This is a genomic window from Spiroplasma endosymbiont of Crioceris asparagi, from assembly GCF_964020035.1.
In the GTDB taxonomy this organism is placed as follows: Bacteria; Bacillota_I; Bacilli_A; order Mycoplasmatales; family Mycoplasmataceae; genus TIUS-1.
Map to the genome: position 1 here is coordinate 44,184 of NZ_OZ026475.1, position 20,056 is coordinate 64,239.

General features: G+C 27.2%; 18 protein-coding genes. 17 read left to right on the forward strand and 1 reads right to left on the reverse strand.

The window, feature by feature from the left end; translation table 4 throughout:
- The first annotated feature begins 32 nt into the window (after positions 1 to 32).
- The 12 genes from AACL01_RS00210 to AACL01_RS00265 all read left to right on the forward strand — a co-directional run bounded on the left by AACL01_RS00210 (position 33) and on the right by AACL01_RS00265 (position 9,097).
- Positions 33 to 617 (forward strand): hypothetical protein, encoded by a 585-nt coding sequence (locus AACL01_RS00210; RefSeq protein WP_339022829.1) that lies wholly within the window; start codon positions 33 to 35, stop codon positions 615 to 617.
- The gene (locus tag AACL01_RS00215) at positions 607 to 1,179 is read left to right on the forward strand and encodes a hypothetical protein (RefSeq protein ID WP_339022830.1); all 573 of its coding nucleotides are present in this window, start codon (positions 607 to 609) and stop codon (positions 1,177 to 1,179) included. The genes AACL01_RS00210 and AACL01_RS00215 overlap by 11 nt, the downstream gene beginning before the upstream one ends.
- A gap of 2 nt (positions 1,180 to 1,181) precedes the next feature.
- Complete coding sequence (rpiB, locus tag AACL01_RS00220) at positions 1,182 to 1,607, forward strand: ribose 5-phosphate isomerase B (protein WP_339022831.1); 426 nt, start codon at positions 1,182 to 1,184, stop codon at positions 1,605 to 1,607.
- Between the two features lie 10 nt (positions 1,608 to 1,617).
- Positions 1,618 to 2,244, forward strand: coding sequence for a uracil phosphoribosyltransferase (gene upp, locus AACL01_RS00225; RefSeq protein WP_339022832.1), 627 nt, complete (start codon positions 1,618 to 1,620; stop codon positions 2,242 to 2,244).
- Between the two features lie 435 nt (positions 2,245 to 2,679).
- On the forward strand, positions 2,680 to 3,537 hold the full coding sequence (locus tag AACL01_RS00230; protein WP_339022833.1) for a F0F1 ATP synthase subunit A: 858 nt from the start codon (positions 2,680 to 2,682) through the stop codon (positions 3,535 to 3,537).
- 11 nt (positions 3,538 to 3,548) lie between these two features.
- Positions 3,549 to 3,866: an ATP synthase F0 subunit C gene (atpE, locus tag AACL01_RS00235; protein ID WP_339022834.1), complete on the forward strand. Its 318-nt coding sequence runs from the start codon at positions 3,549 to 3,551 to the stop codon at positions 3,864 to 3,866.
- Positions 3,867 to 3,875: 9 nt separating this feature from the next.
- Entirely contained in the window at positions 3,876 to 4,418 is a 543-nt protein-coding gene (gene atpF / locus AACL01_RS00240) for a F0F1 ATP synthase subunit B (RefSeq protein WP_339022835.1), read from the forward strand.
- Positions 4,418 to 4,960: an ATP synthase F1 subunit delta gene (atpH, locus tag AACL01_RS00245; RefSeq protein ID WP_339022837.1), complete on the forward strand. Its 543-nt coding sequence runs from the start codon at positions 4,418 to 4,420 to the stop codon at positions 4,958 to 4,960. Before atpF ends, atpH begins: the two co-directional genes overlap by 1 nt.
- A gap of 9 nt (positions 4,961 to 4,969) precedes the next feature.
- On the forward strand, positions 4,970 to 6,547 hold the full coding sequence (gene atpA / locus AACL01_RS00250; RefSeq protein WP_339022839.1) for a F0F1 ATP synthase subunit alpha: 1,578 nt from the start codon (positions 4,970 to 4,972) through the stop codon (positions 6,545 to 6,547).
- Positions 6,547 to 7,389, forward strand: coding sequence for an ATP synthase F1 subunit gamma (gene atpG, locus AACL01_RS00255; RefSeq protein ID WP_339022841.1), 843 nt, complete (start codon positions 6,547 to 6,549; stop codon positions 7,387 to 7,389). The genes atpA and atpG overlap by 1 nt, the downstream gene beginning before the upstream one ends.
- A gap of 12 nt (positions 7,390 to 7,401) precedes the next feature.
- A complete protein-coding gene (atpD, locus tag AACL01_RS00260; RefSeq protein ID WP_339022842.1) occupies positions 7,402 to 8,820 on the forward strand; it encodes a F0F1 ATP synthase subunit beta in 1,419 nt (472 codons plus the stop codon).
- On the forward strand, positions 8,786 to 9,097 hold the full coding sequence (locus tag AACL01_RS00265; RefSeq protein ID WP_339022844.1) for a F0F1 ATP synthase subunit epsilon: 312 nt from the start codon (positions 8,786 to 8,788) through the stop codon (positions 9,095 to 9,097). Before atpD ends, AACL01_RS00265 begins: the two co-directional genes overlap by 35 nt.
- A gap of 15 nt (positions 9,098 to 9,112) precedes the next feature.
- On the opposite strand, the gene AACL01_RS00270 is transcribed toward AACL01_RS00265, so the two are convergent.
- Positions 9,113 to 10,075 (reverse strand): 5'-3' exonuclease, encoded by a 963-nt coding sequence (locus AACL01_RS00270; RefSeq protein ID WP_339022845.1) that lies wholly within the window; start codon positions 10,073 to 10,075, stop codon positions 9,113 to 9,115.
- A 217-nt stretch (positions 10,076 to 10,292) separates the two neighbouring features.
- Here AACL01_RS00270 and AACL01_RS00275 point away from each other — a divergent pair, with 217 nt between their 5' ends.
- From AACL01_RS00275 to AACL01_RS00295, 5 genes are all read left to right on the forward strand, one after another.
- A complete protein-coding gene (locus tag AACL01_RS00275) occupies positions 10,293 to 11,234 on the forward strand; it encodes a ComEC/Rec2 family competence protein (protein WP_339022847.1) in 942 nt (313 codons plus the stop codon).
- Between the two features lie 34 nt (positions 11,235 to 11,268).
- A complete protein-coding gene (secA, locus tag AACL01_RS00280) occupies positions 11,269 to 14,079 on the forward strand; it encodes a preprotein translocase subunit SecA (protein ID WP_339022848.1) in 2,811 nt (936 codons plus the stop codon).
- Positions 14,080 to 14,163: 84 nt separating this feature from the next.
- Complete coding sequence (uvrB, locus tag AACL01_RS00285; protein WP_339022850.1) at positions 14,164 to 16,125, forward strand: excinuclease ABC subunit UvrB; 1,962 nt, start codon at positions 14,164 to 14,166, stop codon at positions 16,123 to 16,125.
- Positions 16,115 to 18,949 (forward strand): excinuclease ABC subunit UvrA, encoded by a 2,835-nt coding sequence (uvrA, locus tag AACL01_RS00290; RefSeq protein ID WP_339022852.1) that lies wholly within the window; start codon positions 16,115 to 16,117, stop codon positions 18,947 to 18,949. Before uvrB ends, uvrA begins: the two co-directional genes overlap by 11 nt.
- Positions 18,942 to 20,045, forward strand: coding sequence for a bifunctional folylpolyglutamate synthase/dihydrofolate synthase (locus AACL01_RS00295; protein ID WP_339022853.1), 1,104 nt, complete (start codon positions 18,942 to 18,944; stop codon positions 20,043 to 20,045). The genes uvrA and AACL01_RS00295 overlap by 8 nt, the downstream gene beginning before the upstream one ends.
- The last annotated feature ends 11 nt before the right edge of the window (positions 20,046 to 20,056 follow it).

A 20,056-nucleotide genomic window follows, 5' to 3' on the forward strand; every position in this document is an offset into this window, starting at 1 on the left:
ATTTGTTAAAATTAAAGCATAAAGGAGTTCATATGAGGGACAATAAAAAAGTAATATATAATGCTGGAAGTATGTTTACATCTGCTCAATGAGATGCAAGAAAAAGAGAGGGAGAAAAACTAAAAAAAGTTTTCCCAAACTTTTGAATTGGTAATCCCGTTGATTTTGATACTAATCAAACTGAAAGACCTACTAATCAAGCAATATTTAAAATGGATTATGATGGATTGAATGATGCCGATTACGTTATTCTAGAAATTGATTCATGAGATAGTGGAACTGAAATGGAATTTGGTTTAGTGTTTCAACAAGCATTAACAAATAAAAACAAAGTTTTAATTCCAGTTATTTCTGACTTTAGATTCAAACAAGGAATATTAAATGGTGAAATTCCAGGATTTCAATTAAACGCAATGATTACTGGAGCATTTGAATATGATCAAGTAAATGATCCAAAAAATCCACAAATGTTTCTTTGTGGAACACACGATGATGCAATTGAAGTTATTAAATTATTAGAAGCAAACAAACCTGAAGAGGCATTTAAATTTGATATTAAAGATACATACAAAAATGAAAGTTTATACATTGGTTTTGAGGAGAAAAATGAGAAATAATAAAAAAGTAATTTATAATGCTGGAAGCATGTTTAATGAAGCCCAAATTCAAACAAGATTGAATGAAGGAAAAATATTAAGAAAACAATTTAAAAATATGATAATTGAAAATCCAATTGATTTTGATTTTAACGAACCAGATTCATCTCCAACAATGAAACAAATTTTTAGTTATGATTTTCAAGCATTAACAGACGCTGATTATTTAATTTTTGAAATAGACAGTGATGATAGTGGAACAAATGTTGAATATGGTTTAGCAGTCGAACAAGCTATTAAAAATAAAGAAAAATATTTATTTGTAGTTATTTCAAATCAATTATTTCACAGAGGAATTAAAAAATACGAAATTCCTGGTTTTGGTTTAAATGAAATGATTACTGGATCATTTTATTATGAACCATTAGATAATGGAGATGTTCCACAATTAATTGTATGTGATTCACACGCCACTGCGGTAAAAGCTATTGAGGCAATTGAATCTGGTAAAACACAAAATTATCGTGAAAAATTCGATATTAAAAATGCCTACAAAAATAAAAAATATTATAATGGATTTTAAATATGAAAATATACATAGGTAATGATCACACAGGTGTCGAAATTAAAAATTATTTAGTGAGTTGATTAAAACAAAATAATTATGAAGTTATTGATTTGGGTGTTAATCTTACCAAATCTTCAAATTATGCTCTAATTGGTAAAACGGTTGCCGAAAATGTTGTTAAGGATAATGGCTTGGGAATAGTTATTTGCGGAACAGGTGTAGGAATATCTATTGCTGCAAATAAAGTTAAAGGGGCAATTGCTGGATTAGTCTATGAAACACAAATCGCACAATTAATTCGTCAACATAATAATGCCAACATTCTTGCTATGGGGGCAAGGATTATTGCTAAAGAAAAAGCGCTAGAAATATTAAAAGTGTTTTTATCAACTGATTTTGAAGGTGGAAGACACATTGAAAGAGTTGAATTGTTAAAGCAATAAAGAGGTAAATATGGAAGTTAAAATTTTAAACCATCCATTAATTATGGATAAATTAACAAGAATGAGAAAAACAGAAACTAGTTCAAAAGATTTTCGAGAAAATTTAAATGAAATAGGGATGTTAATGGTTTATGAAATTTTTAGAGATATTAAATGTTCTGAAATTATTATTGATACACCAACAACTAAGAAGACAAAGGGATTTACTTTAGATACACCTGTTGTTTTGGTTCCAATCATTAGAGCTGGTCTTGGGATGGTAGATGGAATTCAAAAAATTTTACCAACATCAAAAATAGCACACATTGGTTTATATAGAGACGAAGAAACTTTAAAACCAGTTGAATATTATTCTAAGGTTCCTAAAGAAATTAGTAATAGCTATGTAATTGTTGTTGATCCAATGTTGGCAACTGGTGGAAGTGCTGTAAAAGCAATTGATATCATTAAAGCTAAGGGAGCAAAAGATATTAAATTTGTAGGATTAGTTGGTGTTGAACAAGGAATAAATCTACTTCAAAGTAAACATCCAGATGTTGAAATATATCTAGCAAGCAAAGATAATAAATTAAATGAAAAGGGTTATATAGAGCCAGGATTAGGGGACGCCGGAGATAGAATTTTTGGTACAAAATAATTTAAAAGTGATATAATCTCTAATAGACGCAATTAAGAGGTATGCTGTGAAAAATGACTTGAAGTTAAGACTATTTGTTTTTACTTCGTTGGTCATTTTTATAATTATCTTGTTATTCGTTTTAAAATTTTTTGGAGTTATTAATTATGCTTGAATATTAGGTTTTACCTTTTTTTCTTTTTTTAATTACATAATTATCACACTTTTAATTTTGAGACAAGATAGCGTTATTAAAAGACAAAATATGTATGAATATATTTTTTATGTTGTTTTAATACATGGTATCTACTTAATTCCGTTTGTAATCTCAGTATATTATCAAAATATTTTTGAAATTAAAGCTGTTTTATTGGGATGTATAATTTCAATTATCTTCAATATAGTTCCAATAAAATATAATTTTTTTAAATTCAAAAATAGAAAGGAAAAAATAGCGTGTTAAATCTAGGTTTATTAGCTGATGATAAAAATTCATCAATAATGGATAAAGTAAACAAATCTCTTTGAGATATTACACCACAACTAACTTCTATAGCATTGGTAACCATTTTTATTTGTGCAATTTGTATAATTTATAACGTAAAAGTTAGAAACTACAATATTGATCAACCAATGTCAGGGATGCTTGTGATAGTTGAAGGTCTTGTAAAAGGCACAGAAGGTCTTGTTGTATCTGTTATGGGAAAAAAATATGCACATTTAACTCCATATATACTTTATATTGGAATGTATATTTTTGTAGGTTGTTTATTTTCTATTGTGGGATTTGAACCACCAGCATCATCTTACACAGTTACACTTGCAATGGGTCTTGTAACTTTTTTTGGAATTATATATTTTGGTTTAAAAGTTAAAAAATTAAGATTTTTTAAAAAATATATATTCTTACCAGAATTATTAATGCAATTTATTCCTTTGATATCAATCTCATTCCGTTTATTTGGTAACATGTTGGGGGGGGCAATTATTTTAGGTCTTGCATATGCCGCAATGATTGGTTTGTCAGCTAAAATATTTTTCCCACATGATCAAATAAATAGTTGAAGCGAAGGAGCTTCTAATTATATTTGATTTCACAAGCAATTTGATCCTAAGTATATGGTTGCTGGTTTAAATATTGGTTCAATTACAATATTTCCATTCTTGCACATGTATTTTGATTTATTTGATGGCGGAATTCAGGCTTTCGTATTCTTAAACTTAACATTAAGTTATTGATCTGAAAGCGTACACGATGAGAAAGCTCATCAAAAAGAAGATAATTTTCAAGAAAGAAAAGAACAAACATTATAGGAGGATTAATTATGTTTTTAAGTGAATTATTAACTAACTTTGCAACAAACTACATAAATGTATTAAGTGTATTTTTACCAATGTTATTAGCAGATGGGATGACTGACAAAGGGTTATCACATCTAGGTGCCGGAGTTGCGTCAGTTTCTTATGCTGGGGCCGCAATTGGTCAAGGGACTATTGGGGGACAAGTTTGTGCAACAATTAGTCGTAACCCAGAAATGGCTTCAAAAGTTACTACACAAGCGTTTGTTTTTGCTGGTATTTGTGAATCAGGTTCAATTTATGGACTTATTATTGCTATCTTACTAATATTCGTTGTTGGATAGAAGTTTAAAATGTTAAATATGTTATTTTTATCAGATGATACAACACCTGGAGTTCCGGACATAAATGAAGCTTTATTTCCGAACATACCAAATTTAATTGCCCACTTAATTGCTACAGTTGTTTTGGTAATAATCTTATCAAAACTACTTTACAAACCGGCAAAAAAACTTATTAACGACAGAAGAAAAAAAATAAACGAATTATTAGATCAAGCATTAGAAAAACAAATTGAAATTTCTAAAATTGAAGAAGAAACAAAACAAATTTTTGCAGAAGCACAAGGACAATCTAAAGAAATAATTAATTCAGCTATTAGTGAAGCATTAGTAGAAAAAAATGAAATTATTTCTAAAACAAAAATTGAAGTCGAGCATCTGCAAAATACAGCAAAAAACAACATTGAACTTTCAAAAAAAGAAGCAGAAAAATCAATGAAGCAAGAAGTTACAAACTTAGCATTTGAAATAGCAAGCAAACTTTTAGAATCAAATGTTTCTAAAAAAGATAATGAAAAATACATAAATGAATTATTGGATAAAATAGGTGAATAATGGCTCTAGAAAACGCTTGAGTTAATGCCATTTTAGAAATTGCTAGGGAAAAAAATAAAGAAGCATTATTTTTAGAACAAATAAATGCTTTGCTTCATGCTTTTAAAAAAAATTATAGTATTACAAAAATGTTGTCATATCAAAAAATGTCTAAAGCTGATATTGATGGCTTTATAGAAAAAACTTTTGTGAAATCTCATGTTGATGTTGATTTAATTAACACAATTCGATTCATGATAGATTCAGATGTGTTTTATAAATCTTTTGACATCTTTACAATTGCTAAAAAACAATTAATTACTAGTCAAAATAAACACTTCGGAAAAATTATTTCTGCAACAACATTAAGTGATGCGGCTATTAAAAAAATTGCTAATAGCATTTGCAAAAAAATGAATATTCAAATTGAGTTTATCAATGAAGTTGATGAAACACTATTAGCTGGTGTAAAAGTTGTCGTTGGTGACAAAATATTTGATAGTTCATTAAAAGGTAGATTTGAAGATATGAGAAATCAAATTTCAAAATCTAATTTAGAATAGAGGTAAATAATGGGAATTAAAATAGATCAAATTTCTGAAGTAATTAAACAACAAATCGAAAATTACGGAAAAAAAATAATTAAATCTGAAGAAGGAACAATTGCCTCTATAGGTGATGGTGTTGCCGTTGTTTATGGTCTAGATGATGTTATGAATGGTGAACTTTTATTAGTTAACGATAGTACTTATGGAATGGCTATGAACTTGGAAGAAGGTTCAGTAGGGGTTGTTATTTTAGGTAATCAATCATCTATTTCACAAGGTGATAAAGTTAAAAGAACTAAATCTGTTGTTACAACACCAGTTGGAGATGGATTATTAGGTAGAGTAGTTAATGGTATTGGTAGACCAATTGATGGATTGGGAGAAATTGTTTCTTCAAAAAAATCACCAGTTGAAAAAATTGCAACTGGTGTTATGTCAAGAAAATCAGTTGATCAACCAATGGAAACTGGTATTTTAGCAATTGACTCTTTAATACCAATTGGTAAAGGGCAAAGAGAATTAATTATTGGGGACCGTCAAACAGGTAAAACTGCAATTGCAATCGATACAATAATTAATCAAAAAGGTAAAAATGTTAAATGTATTTATGTTGCTATTGGTCAAAAAGAATCTACAGTTACACAAGTTGTAGAAAAACTAAGATCTGCTGGAGCATTAGAATATACAACAATCGTATCTTCATCATCAAGTGAATCAGCACCAATTCAATACATTACTCCATATACTGGTGTAACAATTGCTGAAGAATGAATGTTTAATGGTGAAGATGTATTAATAATCTATGACGATTTATCTAAACATGCGTCTGCATATAGAACATTGTCATTACTATTAAGAAGACCACCGGGACGTGAAGCATATCCAGGGGACGTATTCTACTTACACTCAAGATTATTAGAAAGAGCTGCGAGAGTAACTGAAGAATTTGGTGGTGGAAGTATTACTGCATTACCAATTATTGAAACATTGGCAGGAGATATATCTGCTTACATTCCAACAAACGTTATTTCAATTACAGACGGACAAATCTTCTTATCAGAATCATTATTCAACTCTGGTATTAGACCAGCTGTTGATACTGGATTAAGTGTTAGTCGTGTTGGATCATCTGCGCAAATTAAAGCTGTTAAACAAGTTGCATCAACATTAAAACTTGAATTGGCACAATATTATGAATTAAAAGCCTTTTCTAAATTTGGTAGTGATTTAGATGAAACAACAAAACAAACATTATCACACGGGGAAAAAATTGTTCAATTATTAAAACAAGAACAATACAAAACTTTAAACCAAATTGATCAATCACTTGTTTTATTAGCAATTAAAAATAAATTAATTAAATGATTGCCATTAACAAAAATGACCGAACTAAAAAAACAAATAATTAAACATTTCCAAAATGATGAAAATGGTAAAAAAATTAGAAATGAATTATTAACACAAAAAGAATATACTGATGAATTAACAAACAACGCGATTAAAGAGATTAAAAAAATTATTAAAAAAATTATTAACACAATTCCTGATTATAATTTTGAAGATTATGGTAATAAAGAAAGTTTTGAAGAGTTTAATAAATAATGCCAAATTTAAGTGAATTTAAAACGCAAATTACTAGAGTTCAAGATATTAATAAAATTACTAAAGCAATGGAATTAGTTTCCACTTCAAAATTAAAAAAATTAGGAAAAAAAGTTGTAGACATGCAAGAATATATTTCAGAAGTTTACAAAATGTTTGTAAGAATAATTGATAACTCTGATAACTCTAAATATCTTTTCAATAAAAAGAAAGAATATAAAAACCCAGTTTGAATAGTTATAGGTTCAAATCTAGGTTTATGTGGTGGTTATAACTCAAATATAATAAAATTAGCCAAAAAAAATATTAGTAAATCAGACAATGTTATAACTGTTGGTACTAAAATGACAAATTTCTTCAAAGGAAATAATTACAATGTTTTTGAACAAATTTTAAATGTTGATGAAAACTTTTCAATTAAAAGTTTAACTCAATTAACTTCGGATTTAATTTCTAAGTATAATAATGAAGAAATTGATGCAATAAAAATTTTATATACAAAATTTATAAATAATGCAACATTCCAAGAAACTGTACTTGATTTAATTCCAATTATTAGAAAAGAAAATGAAATCAAAGATCAAAAATCAGAAAAAGAAATTTTGTTTGAACCAGACGCATCTACAATTTTGGAAATGAACATGGGATTTTATGTTAATACAATAATCTATGGTTCAATTATGGAATCACAACTTTCTGAACATGCAAGTAGAAGAATTGCAATGGAAGCGGCAAGTAAAAATGGAAAAGAATTATATGAAGAATATAAATCTCTTTACAATAAAAAACGTCAGGAAGGAATTACCCAAGAAATTATTGAAATTGTTGCTGGGTCATTATAGTTGGAGGGCTAAATGGAAAAAAAAGTTAAAAATAAAATTGGTAAAATTGCCCAAGTTATGGGTTCAGTTGTTGACGTTAGATTTGATGATAATTCTTTACCACCAATCTATTCAACAGTTGAAGTAAAACTAAATAATGAAATTTTAGTTTTAGAAATAGTTCAACACATTGGAGATAACCTAGTTAGAACAATTTCTATGGGTTCTACAGAAGGGCTTTCAAGAAACGTTGAAGCTATTGCCACCGGTCATGCAATTGTTGCACCAGTAGGAAATGAAGTTTTAGGAAGAATGTTTAATGTTCTTGGTAAAGCAATTGATGAAAAACCAGAAATAGATAGCAAAGTAAAAAGAATGCCAATCCATAGAGAAGCACCAACTTATCAAGAACTATCTACAACTACTGATATTTTGGAAACAGGAATTAAAGTTGTTGACTTAATGACTCCATTTTCAAAAGGTGGAAAAGTTGGTTTATTCGGAGGAGCTGGAGTTGGTAAAACTGTTCTAGTTCAAGAATTAATTAACAACGTTGCCAAAGCACATGGGGGAATTTCTGTTTTTGCCGGAGTAGGTGAAAGAACAAGGGAAGGTAATGACCTTTACTTTGAAATGATTGAATCTGGTGTTATTGATAAAACTGTTCTAGTTTTTGGACAAATGAATGAGCCACCAGGAGCCAGAATGAGAGTTGCCTTAACAGGTCTAACAATCGCTGAATATTTTAGAGATGAAAAAAATCAAGATGTATTATTATTTATTGATAATATTTATAGATTTACACAAGCTGGTTCTGAAGTTTCTGCCTTACTAGGTAGATTGCCTTCAGCAGCTGGTTATCAACCAACTCTTTCAACAGAAATGGGAGCACTACAAGAACGTATTACTTCAACTAATAAAGGTTCAATTACTTCTGTTCAAGCTGTTTATGTGCCGGCCGATGATTTAACCGATCCAGCGCCAGCAACAACATTTACCCACTTGGATGCAAGAATTGTTTTGGATAGAAATATTGCCGCTTTAGGTATTTATCCAGCTATTGATCCTCTAAGTTCAAGTTCAAGAATGTTAGATCCCGCAATTGTTGGTGAAGAACATTATAATGTTGCTTTAAATGTTCAAGAAACATTACAAAAATATAAAGATTTACAATCAATCATTTCAATTCTTGGAATGGATGAATTATCTGATGAAGATAAAATGATTGTAAATAGAGCAAGAAAAATAAGAAACTTTATGTCACAACCATTTACAGTAGGGGAAAAATTTACTGGAAGAAAAGGTAAATATGTACCGGTTGAGGAAAATGTTAAATCATTCAAAAAAATTCTTGATGGTGAAGTTGATAACATTCCTGAAACATTATTTTTATATGCAGGAACTATTGATGAAGTAATTGAAAGATTTAATAAAACTAAAAACAATGGATAGACTAAGTTTAAGAATTATTACACCAACAAAATTGTTTATTGATCAAGAAGTTGAGTGTGTTAATATGACAACCATTGATGGAGACATAACTGTTTATAAAAATCATACCCCTTTAATAAGTTCATTAACTTTAAGTAAAATTTTAGTTAGAAATTTAAATAATAAAGAAGAAATGTATATTCATGTACATAGGGGATTATTAAATGTTACAGGTCATCAAGTCAAAATAATCACAAGTAATGCCTATTTTGTAGATAAAGATGGAAATAAAATATAAAAAAAACGAAAGAAATTATTCTTTCGTTTTTTTATTGTTTTCTTCTTTAACTATGTTAAGAATTTCATATTTTTTCTTTCTTCATTCTAGTTGAAGTTTGTATTCTTCTTCAATCATATTAATGAAAGAAAACATTTTTTGTTTTTTTAAAAAACCCATTAATCCAATGTAATTAATTTTTAAAGGTCTAAAGTTAATTCAACCAAGATCTAAATCTGTTTTAATGGTTGTAATTTTTTTATTCATTATAATTTGGTCTTTTGCAGCTATGATTTTTTCTTTTGTTTTATCATTTAATTTATCAACATTTTCTAAAATGTTTTCAACGGTTCCATATTGTTTTAAAAGTGAAATTGCGACATGTTTATGAAGTCCCTTAACTTTAATTATGTTATCTGAAACATCTCCCATTAAACTTTTTAAATCGGGAATTTGTAATGGTTCAACACCCATAGTTTCAATTACTTGTTCAACACCAATAACTTCATTTTTATCTTTTTTACTTTTTTGAGAAGCAACAGTAACATTTTTACTTATTAATTGATAGATGTCTTTGTCATTAGAAATAATTTCAACATCATATTTTAATTTTGTTGCAATTCTTGCAATTGTTCCTAAAACATCATCACCTTCATTGGCTTCTTTTTCATATCAAGGAATTTTAGCAGAACTTAAAAATGATCTTAAAATTTCCATTTGAGGAATTAATTCTTCAGGAGTTTCCTTACGTTTTTCTTTATACTGAGGATAAAGATCTTTTCTTCAACAAGATTTACCAACATCTAATGCAACAATAATTGTATGATAATTTTTACTTTTTACTAGTTTTACAAAATTCGCAACAAAAACATAAATAGAATTAATTAGTAATCCATCTCTATTTAATGATTGTTTCTTTCTTTTTAATGAACCATAATAACCTTTATAAAGCATATGGTATCCATCAATAAGAAGAATTTTCTTATTTTGTTTGTTCATAATTTTCACCGTTTTCCAATAAACCAAAAGAAAAAATAAATGTTAACATTTGGTTTAAATTTAATTTTTTCCATTTAAGAATTTTTTATATTTAATTAAAATTCAAATAAAATAAATAACTTCTTCGAAGTTTCAAATAAGGCTTTAATAATTTAAAGACCTTAACTTTTTTATTTTATATTATTCTTTTAAGGTTGTAAAGTGCGATGTATATAATATGAAGAAAATCCTAAAAATTTTAACGATATTAATTATTCCCTTAATGATGTTTATTACAATAATTGAATTAAATAGGGATAGCATAAGTTATTATACAAATAAAAATAAATTGTATTCTTTTTTTGTTTTCTCTGTTGGTAATGGTTTATTTACATTAATTAAGCAAGATGATAAATCAATAATTTTTGATTGCGGAGTTGGAATTGGAAGCAATGATAATCGAAATGAGTTTCCGGTAAATCAATTAAGTCAAATTGGCATTAAAACAATTGAAACTGTTTTTATAAGTCATTATCACTATGATCATTATTCTTCTTTATTAAGTTTGCTAAAGAAATATAATATTAAAAATATAGGTTTACCAGTAAATAGAAAATATAAAGATATTTTGCCTAAAAACAATCACTTAAATTTATTGGATTATCAAGAAAATTATTCATTTATGGGATTAAAAATTTTTAATTTGACATATTATTCAAAAGACTTTTTTCAGATAAAGCACACGGATCAAAATGATTACTCAGCAGTATTTTTAGTCACAATGGGCAACCAAAAAATATTAATGACTTTTGATTCTTTGGATGAAGAGTTAAGAAATAATTATTATTTAAATTCTATGAAAAACAAAATGCATGTAGATATTTTTATGGCAGCTCATCATGGTAGTGATAATTCATCAAGTGAATTATTAAGCAAACACTTTAATTATTCAACTGTAATAATAAGCGGAACAAATAATTATGGCAAATGAAAAAAATATAGTGGACATCATTATTTTCCAGGGGAAAGAAGTTATGAGTTGTTTAAAAACAAAAACGTGTACCTAACTGGAGATGATAATCGTGAGTACACTAAAAAAAATTACTCTTATGAATTTTCATTATTCAACAATGGCGCAACAAAACTATATTCTTATAATAATAAAATAATAGATTATTAATGATAAAATACATTTATATAAAGGGGAGATTATTGTGGCTAGTGATAAAAAAATCATTAACAATTACACCAAAATTGCAAAACAAATTATTAATTTAGAAGATGAATATTCAAAATTAAGTGACGAACAACTATCAGCAAAAACAGAAGAATTTAAAGAAAGAGTAGAAAAAGGGGAATCGTTAGATTCTATTTTAATACCAGCATATGCAACCGTTAGAGAGGTTGCTTTTAGGGTTTTAAAATTAAAAGCATATCTTGTTCAATTAGTTGGAGCCATTATACTTCACTATGGGGATGTTGCAGAAATGAAAACGGGAGAAGGAAAAACTTTAACTGGAATTTTTCCCGCGTATTTAAATGCCTTAACTGGAAAACCAGTTCACATTGTTACAGTTAATGAATATCTTTCTCAACGTGATAGTTTAATTAATGGAAAAGTTTTTAATTTTTTAAATATTAGTGTTGGTTTAAACAGTAGAAATTTAAATAAAGATGAAAAAAGACAAGCTTATTTAAAAGACATTACTTATACAACAAACTCTGAATTAGGATTTGATTATTTAAAAGACAATTTAGTTACAAGCGCTAATCAAAAAGTTCAACGTGGTTTAAATTATGTAATTATTGATGAGGCTGACTCTGTGCTTATTGATGAAGCAAGAACACCATTAATAATTTCTGGAGGTAGTCAAAATAGAGTTCAATTCTATAAAGCTGCAGATGCTTTTGCAAAAAGTTTAAATAAAGATGTTGACTTACTTTTTGATCTTGAAACAAAACAAGTAGCCTTGCAAGATTCGGGTATTGAAAAAGCTGAAAAATACTTTTCTTTAAAAAATTTATTTGATATTAACAATGCAGAAATTTATCACTTAATTTTAAATGCATTAAAAGCAAATTATATGTTCAAAGAAGGTGTTGAATATATGGTTAATGCTCAACGTGAAATTGAGTTAATTGATCAATTTACTGGTAGGGTTTTAGAGGGTAGATCATATTCAGATGGGTTACAACAAGCTATTCAAGCAAAAGAAGGTGTTGAAGTTGAAGAAGAAACAGTTACTTTAGCTACAATTACTTATCAAAATTTTTACCGTCTATATGCAAAAATTTCAGGTATGACAGGGACAGCAAAAACTGAAGAAGAAGAATTTATTAAAATTTATAATACTAGAATTATTGTTTGTCCTACAAACAAACCCTTAATAAGAAGAGATTATCCTGATTATACATTTGGTTCAAAAAATGCAGCTCTTAAAAAAATGGTTGCAGATATTCGTGAAATAAATGAAATTGGAAGACCAATACTTATTGGAACAACATCAGTTGAGTCTTCAGAACAAGTAGCAAGATATCTTGAAAAAGAAAATTTGAAATTTGAAATGATTAATGCAAAAAACCATTTTAGAGAAGCAGATATTGTTGAAAAAGCAGGTCAGTTAAAATCAATAACTCTTGCAACAAATATGGCAGGTAGAGGAACTGATATTAAACTTACAGAAGAAACAAGAAAACTAGGAGGTTTATTTGTTTTTGGTGTTGAAAGAAATGAAGCAAGAAGAATTGATAATCAATTAAGAGGTAGATCTGGTAGACAAGGTGACCCGGGAGATTCAAGATTTTATGTTTCAATGGACGATGAATTAATGATTCGTTTTTCATCTCCCAGAATGAAAAGTATGTTTATGAAGCTTGGTGAAGATCATATTCAATCAAGATTATTTACTAAAGCTATTACTAATGCACAAAAAAAACTTGAAGGTTTAAACTTTGATCAAAGAAAAAATATTCTTGATTATGACAATATTTTGTCACAACAAAGAGAATCTATTTATTCTCAAAGAGATGTTATTTTATTCTCGCCAACTCTTGAAAATGTAATTTCAAAATTTCAATATACATTTGCATTTGAAAAAGTATCTGAAGCATCAGAAGTAACAAGGGGAGAAAAAACAGTAAACTTGCAAAAGCTATTTAATTTATTAAAGGGCACTTTTATTTCAGAAGCTGATTGAAATTTAAAAGATTTTATTGGTTTAGAAATAAATGAAATTGCAAATAAATTACAAACTTTAATGATGAAACACTATTTATCAAAAAATAGAAATATTCCAGAAGACGTAAGACAAGATATTGAAAGAAAAATAATTCTTAGAAAATTAGACCATCACTGAACAAATCATATTAATTTATCACAAAAATTAAGATCTGGTATTTATTTACAACAATATGCACAAAATAATCCACTCCACCAATATATTGAAGAATCTGCAAAACTATTTAATAATATGAAAATAAATATTACTAATGATTCAATCATTGAGTTGTATCAAATTACTAACACACAAGAAGCAGAGCCATCTATGGAAGAAAGAACAATTAATATTACAGAAAATGATATTAAATTAATTCTTGAAGAAGTCGGAATATCTCCAGAAGAGTTTAGTAGAAAAAATGTTGATGATAAATTTAAACAATTAATTGAAAACGAAAAAGATGAAGTTTTAAAAGATCAATGAAAAATGAAATTCACAATTGTTTCAGGATTTATGGATAAATTAGATGAAATGTACAATGAAAAAGTGCAAAATGTTAATTTAACAAATGAAGATTTAGATAGAATTGTTGAAAAGTTTGATTTTAAAAATATTCAAGGTGATAAAGAAAAAATAAAAGCTAAAATTACTGAGTTGTGTGAAGGTAAAACAGAGGAAGAAAAAGAAAAAATATATTTTGAAGCAATTATTTTAAGAGACATTGACAGAATATTGAAAAATAAAATTAAAGATATGTCAAAATTAGATGAAGTTGATAAACAAGAATTTAAAACAAAATTAGGCTAGAATTATTTTTTTGTATTACAATTAAATAAACTATAAATTTACTAGGAAATTTTCTTAGTATTTTTTGTATTTTAAGAGGTTGAAATGAAAAAATTTAAGTTAAAAACCACATATCAACCAAGTGGTGACCAACCAAAAGCAATTGAAAAATTAGTTATTGGTTTAAAAGAAAATAAGAAACATCAAGTATTATTGGGTGCAACTGGTACTGGAAAAACTTTTACAATTGCAAATGTTATTCAAGAGGTTCAAAAACCAACATTAGTTATCGTAAGTAATAAGACTTTAGCAATGCAATTGTATGTTGAATTTCAAGAATTATTTCCAGAAAATAAGGTTGAATATTATGTTTCACATTTTGACTTCTACCAACCAGAAGCATATGTTAGTGCCAAAGATTTATACATTAGTAAAGACGCACGTAGAAATACTGATTTAGATATGATGAGAATCAGTTCTTTAAATTCATTAATTACAAGAAATGATACAATTGTTGTTGCCTCAGTTGCTTCAATATATCCAACACAAAACCCAGATACTTATTCAAAGTTTTTTGCACAATTTAATGTAGGACAAATTATAAAATTAAAAGATATTTTATTATCTTTAATTGAAATGGGTTATGTTAGAAATGATGTTGATAATGAAATTGGTTCGTTTTCAGTGAAGGGCGATACTTTAATTATTAGACCAGGATGAACAGATTCAAAAAATTATCGAATTGAATTTTTTGGAAATGAAATTGAAAATATTTCTATTTCTGATCCTATTAATAATAATGTTTTTGAAAAGTTAAGAACATTAACAATTTATCCTGCATCAGCTTATGTTTCAGACAAAGATAAAATGAAAATAATTATTGAAAAAATCAAAAAAGAATTAAAAGAAAGAGTTGAGTTTTTTAAAAAAGAGGGATTAATAATAGAGGCTGACAGAATAGAGAAAAGAACAAATTATGATTTAGAAATGCTTGAAGAATTTGGTGTTTGTTCAGGAATTGAAAACTACTCTATGTATTTAGATTTTAGAACACCAGGAAGCACGCCATGAACTATTATTGATTATTTTGGTAAAGACTTTTTGACTATTATTGATGAGTCACATTTAACAATTCCCCAAATTAGAGGGATGTATAACACCGATAGAAGCAGAAAAGAGTCACTAGTTCAATATGGTTTTAGATTACCAACAGCAAAAGAAAACAGACCTTTAAATTTTGATGAATTTAATAGCAAGCTAAATCAAACTATATATATTTCTGCAACTCCTAGTGATTATGAGTTAGAACTTACTCATAATAAATATGCTGAACAAATTATTAGACCAACCGGTTTATTAGATCCAATTATAGAAGTAAGAAAATCTGAAAATCAAATTGAAGACATAATCAATGAAATAATAATTCGAAATAAAAAAAATGAAAAAGTTTTTATTACAACATTAACAATTAAAAGCTCTGAAAAAATTACAGATTATTTACAAGAACGAAAAATTAAAGTTGCTTATCTACATTCTGAATTAAAAACTTTTGAGAGAACACAAATTTTAAATGATTTAAGACTTGGAGTCTATGATGTTATTGTCGGAGTAAATTTACTTAGAGAGGGTTTAGATATTCCTGAAGTAAGTTTGGTTTGTATTCTTGATGCTGATAAAAATGGGTTTTTAAGAAATTCAAGAAGTTTAATTCAAACAATAGGTCGAGCAGCAAGAAATGAAAATGGAAAAGTAATTATGTATGCTGATCAAATAAGTAGTTCAATGCAAGAAGCCATTGATGAGACTTATAGAAGAAGAAAAATTCAGGAAGAATATAATCAAAAAAATGGAATTACTCCCAAAACAATTATTAAAAAAGTTAACAAAAATACAAATAATTACTTTAAAGAAGTAATGTTAAAAACTAAAAAAACAAAAGATAAAAATAATATTATTAAAGAATTAAAAGAAAAAATGTTTAAAGCATCTAAAGAAATGAATTTTGAAGAAGCAGCGCGTTTAAGAGATATTATTTTTGAATTAGAGGTAGACACAAATGGTAGATAAAATTATTGTAAAAGGTGCAAAAGAACACAACTTAAAAAATATTGATATTGAATTACCTAAAAATAAATTAATTATTTTTACAGGTTTATCAGGTAGTGGAAAATCTTCATTAGCCTTTAATACAATTTATGCTGAAGGTGAAAGAAGATATATTGAGTCTTTATCTTCATTTTCAAGACAATTTTTAAGAACGGTTGATAAACCAAACGTTAGTGAAATTGATGGTTTATCACCAGCAATTTCTATTGATCAAAAAACTACAAGTCATAACCCAAGATCAACTGTTGGAACAACAACAGAAATTCATGATCATTTAAGATTGCTGTGAGCAAACATTGGAAAAGCTTATTGTGTTAATGGTCATGGACAAATAAACTCACAATCAATTCAAGAAATTTATAACACTATAAAAGCAGAAACAAAAGAAGGCCAACAAATTTTTATTGAATCACCAATTGTTAGGGATAAAAAAGGGACTCACAAAGATTTATTTTTTAAATTAAGAAAAGAAAATTTCTTAAGAGTAGAAGTCGATGGTAATGTTCGTCTACTTGAAGAAGATATTGAACTTGAACAAAATAAAAGACACAATATTAGTATTATTGTGGATAGATTAATTTTTACAGATAATGATGATTTTAATTCTCGTCTTTATTCTGGTTTAGAAGTTTGTGCTTCATATTCAAAAGGGTTAATTAAAATTAAATATCTAAAAGAAAATACAGATAAGTTATTTTCTACTAATTTTGCATGTAAGGAATGTGGTTTTTATATTGCTGATTTAGAACCGAATTTATTTTCATTTAATAAAAAAAATGGTGCTTGTGAAGTTTGTACTGGACTTGGAATTAATCTTGAAGCAGATATGGAATTATTAGTTCCAGATAAAAAATTATCAATTAAACAAGGCGCAATAATTTATTACAAAAATTTAATTGACACAACTAATTTAGAGTGACAAAGATTTAAAGTATTACTTGATTATTATAAAATTCCTCTGGATCAACCATATGATGATCTGTCAGAAACACAAAAAAATTTAATTGCTTATGGTAGCGATGAACCAATTGAATATAGAATTGAATCTTCAAGCGGAAATATTTTAAAGGGTAGCGATTTCATTGAGGGAGTTGCAAACTTAGTTCAAAGAAGATATTTTGAAACAAAATCAGAAGAGACAAGAAAATGATATGCAAAATTCATGGTTTCAAAAGTTTGTCGCGCGTGTGGTGGAAAAAGATTAAATGAAACAGCACTAAGTGTAAAAATAAATAATAAATCGATTTCAGATTTTACAGAATTAACAATTAGAGAAGAGTTAGATTTTTTATTAAATTTAAATTTAACAAAAAAAGAAATAGAAATTTCATCTCTTGTGCTAAATCAATTAATTTCTAGAGTCAGTTTTTTAAATGAAGTAGGACTTGATTATTTAAATATTTCTAGAGCAACAATGACACTATCTGGTGGTGAAGCACAAAGAATTAGACTAGCAAAACAACTAGGATCAAAATTATCTGGAGTGCTTTATGTTTTAGATGAACCATCAATTGGATTACATCAAAAAGATAATGATAAATTAATTACTACTCTAAAAAAACTTCGAGACTTAGGGAACACATTAATTGTTGTTGAACATGATGAAGACACAATGAAAGAATCTGATTGAATTGTTGATATAGGTCCGGGTGCTGGTGAAAGTGGAGGACACGTTGTTGCTGAGGGAACATACAAACAAATTTGCGAAAACCCCCAATCACTTACAGGACAATATTTATCTAAAAAATTAAAAATAGAAATTCCTAAAAAACGTCGTGGTGGTAACGGAAAAACAATCGAATTTATTGGAGCCACAGAAAATAATTTAAAAAATATAAGTGTAACAATCCCACTTGGAAAATTTGTGACAATCACCGGAGTTAGTGGAAGTGGTAAATCAACACTGCTTGAAGAAATAATTTATAAAGGATTAAAAAAAGAAGTTAATGGAGAAATCATTAGAACTGGTAAATACAAAAAAATTATTGGTGGGAATAACATTGATAAAGTAATTTATATTTCACAAGATCCAATTGGTAAAACACCACGTTCTAATCCAGCAACATATACTTCTGTATTTAATGATATTAGAGATCTATTTGCATTAACACCCGAAGCTAAAATAAGGGGATATGCAAAAGGTAGATTTAGTTTTAATGTTCCTGGTGGCCGCTGCGAAAGTTGTCAGGGTGATGGTGTTGTAAAAGTTGATATGCAATTTTTGGGATATGTTGAAGTTATATGTGAAGTTTGTAAAGGTAAAAAATATAATGAAGAAACTTTACAAGTAAAATACAAAGGTAAAAATATTTATGATGTTTTACAAATGAATGTTGATGAAGCGTGTGAATTTTTCAAGAACATTCCAGCCATTCATGATAAATTAAACACAATGTTAGAAGTTGGATTGGGTTATATTAAACTTGGTCAAAATGCTGTAACTTTATCTGGTGGTGAAGCTCAAAGAGTTAAATTATCGACATATCTATTGAAAAAAGCAACAGGGAAAACATTGTTCTTGTTAGATGAACCAACTACTGGTTTACATATTGATGATATTAAAAGATTAATTAAGGTTTTAGATAAATTAGTTAATTTGGGAAATACAGTTTTAACAATTGAGCACAATTTAAATTTTATTAAAATGTCAGATTATATAATTGATTTAGGTCCCGATGGCGGACAAGATGGTGGAGTAGTTGTCACTAAAGGCACTCCAGAACAAGTGGTTGAATCTGGAAAGGGGTACACAGCAAAATACTTAAAGGAGTATTTAAATGATTAGTGTAAATGAAAATATTTTTCCGAAAAATAATTTATTTGCCAAAGAATATAATTTAAAAAAGTTATTAATAGAAGTTAAAAATAATTCTCAAAATAATTTTGAAGTAATAAATGTTGTTGGAACAAATGGAAAAGGTTCAACATCAACAATACTAGCAGATGCAATGCAAACCAAATATAAAAAAGTAGGATTATTTATATCACCTGCATTTTTAAACCATAATGAACGCATTTCAATTAATGGTAAGTGTATTTCTGATGAAGAATTAAAAAATACCATTAACTTAAATAAGGAATTAATAAAAACTTATAATTTAACTTTTTTTGAAATTTGAACACTTATTGCAATTGATTACTTTAATAAAAATAAAATTGATATTGCAATTATAGAAGCCGGAATCGGTGGATTGTATGATAGTACAAACGTTTTTGAAAATCAAAAATTAGTTGCCATAACTTCAATTTCATTAGATCATGTAAATGTTTTTGGTAATTCAATTGAAGAAATAATTAAACAAAAAATTGGCATTGTAAAAAATAAAAATAAAATATTTTTAGCAAATTCAAATTTAAAATATAAAGATTTTATTAAAAAAGAATTTTCTGATGAAAAAATAATTTTTTCAGAAATAGATGATTTACAAGAAAATCATTTTCAAAAAGATAATGTTGGATTAGTTAAAGCGATAGTTAAATACTTAAATATAAAATATGATTTTAAAAATATAAAATTTCCTTTAGGAAGATATAGTGTATTAAGAAAAAAACCATTTTTTGTAATCGATGGTGCTCATAATGAAGAAGCCTTTAAAATTTTAAGTTCATCTATTAAAGAAACAGGAACTATTGTTTTAGTTGGTTTGAGTGATGCCAAAAAAGTAACAATGGCACAAAAATATTTTTCAAATAATTTGTACTTTACAAATTTTGAAAATTTCAAAGCAGCAGACTTAAGTAAAATAAAAGATATTAATTTTGTAAATGATTGGAAACAATTTTTAATAAAAAATATTAATCAAAATATTTTAGTTTGTGGAAGTTTATATTTTGTTCCACAAGTTTATGAATGATTTAATAAAATAAAAGATAAAATATAAATATGAGATAA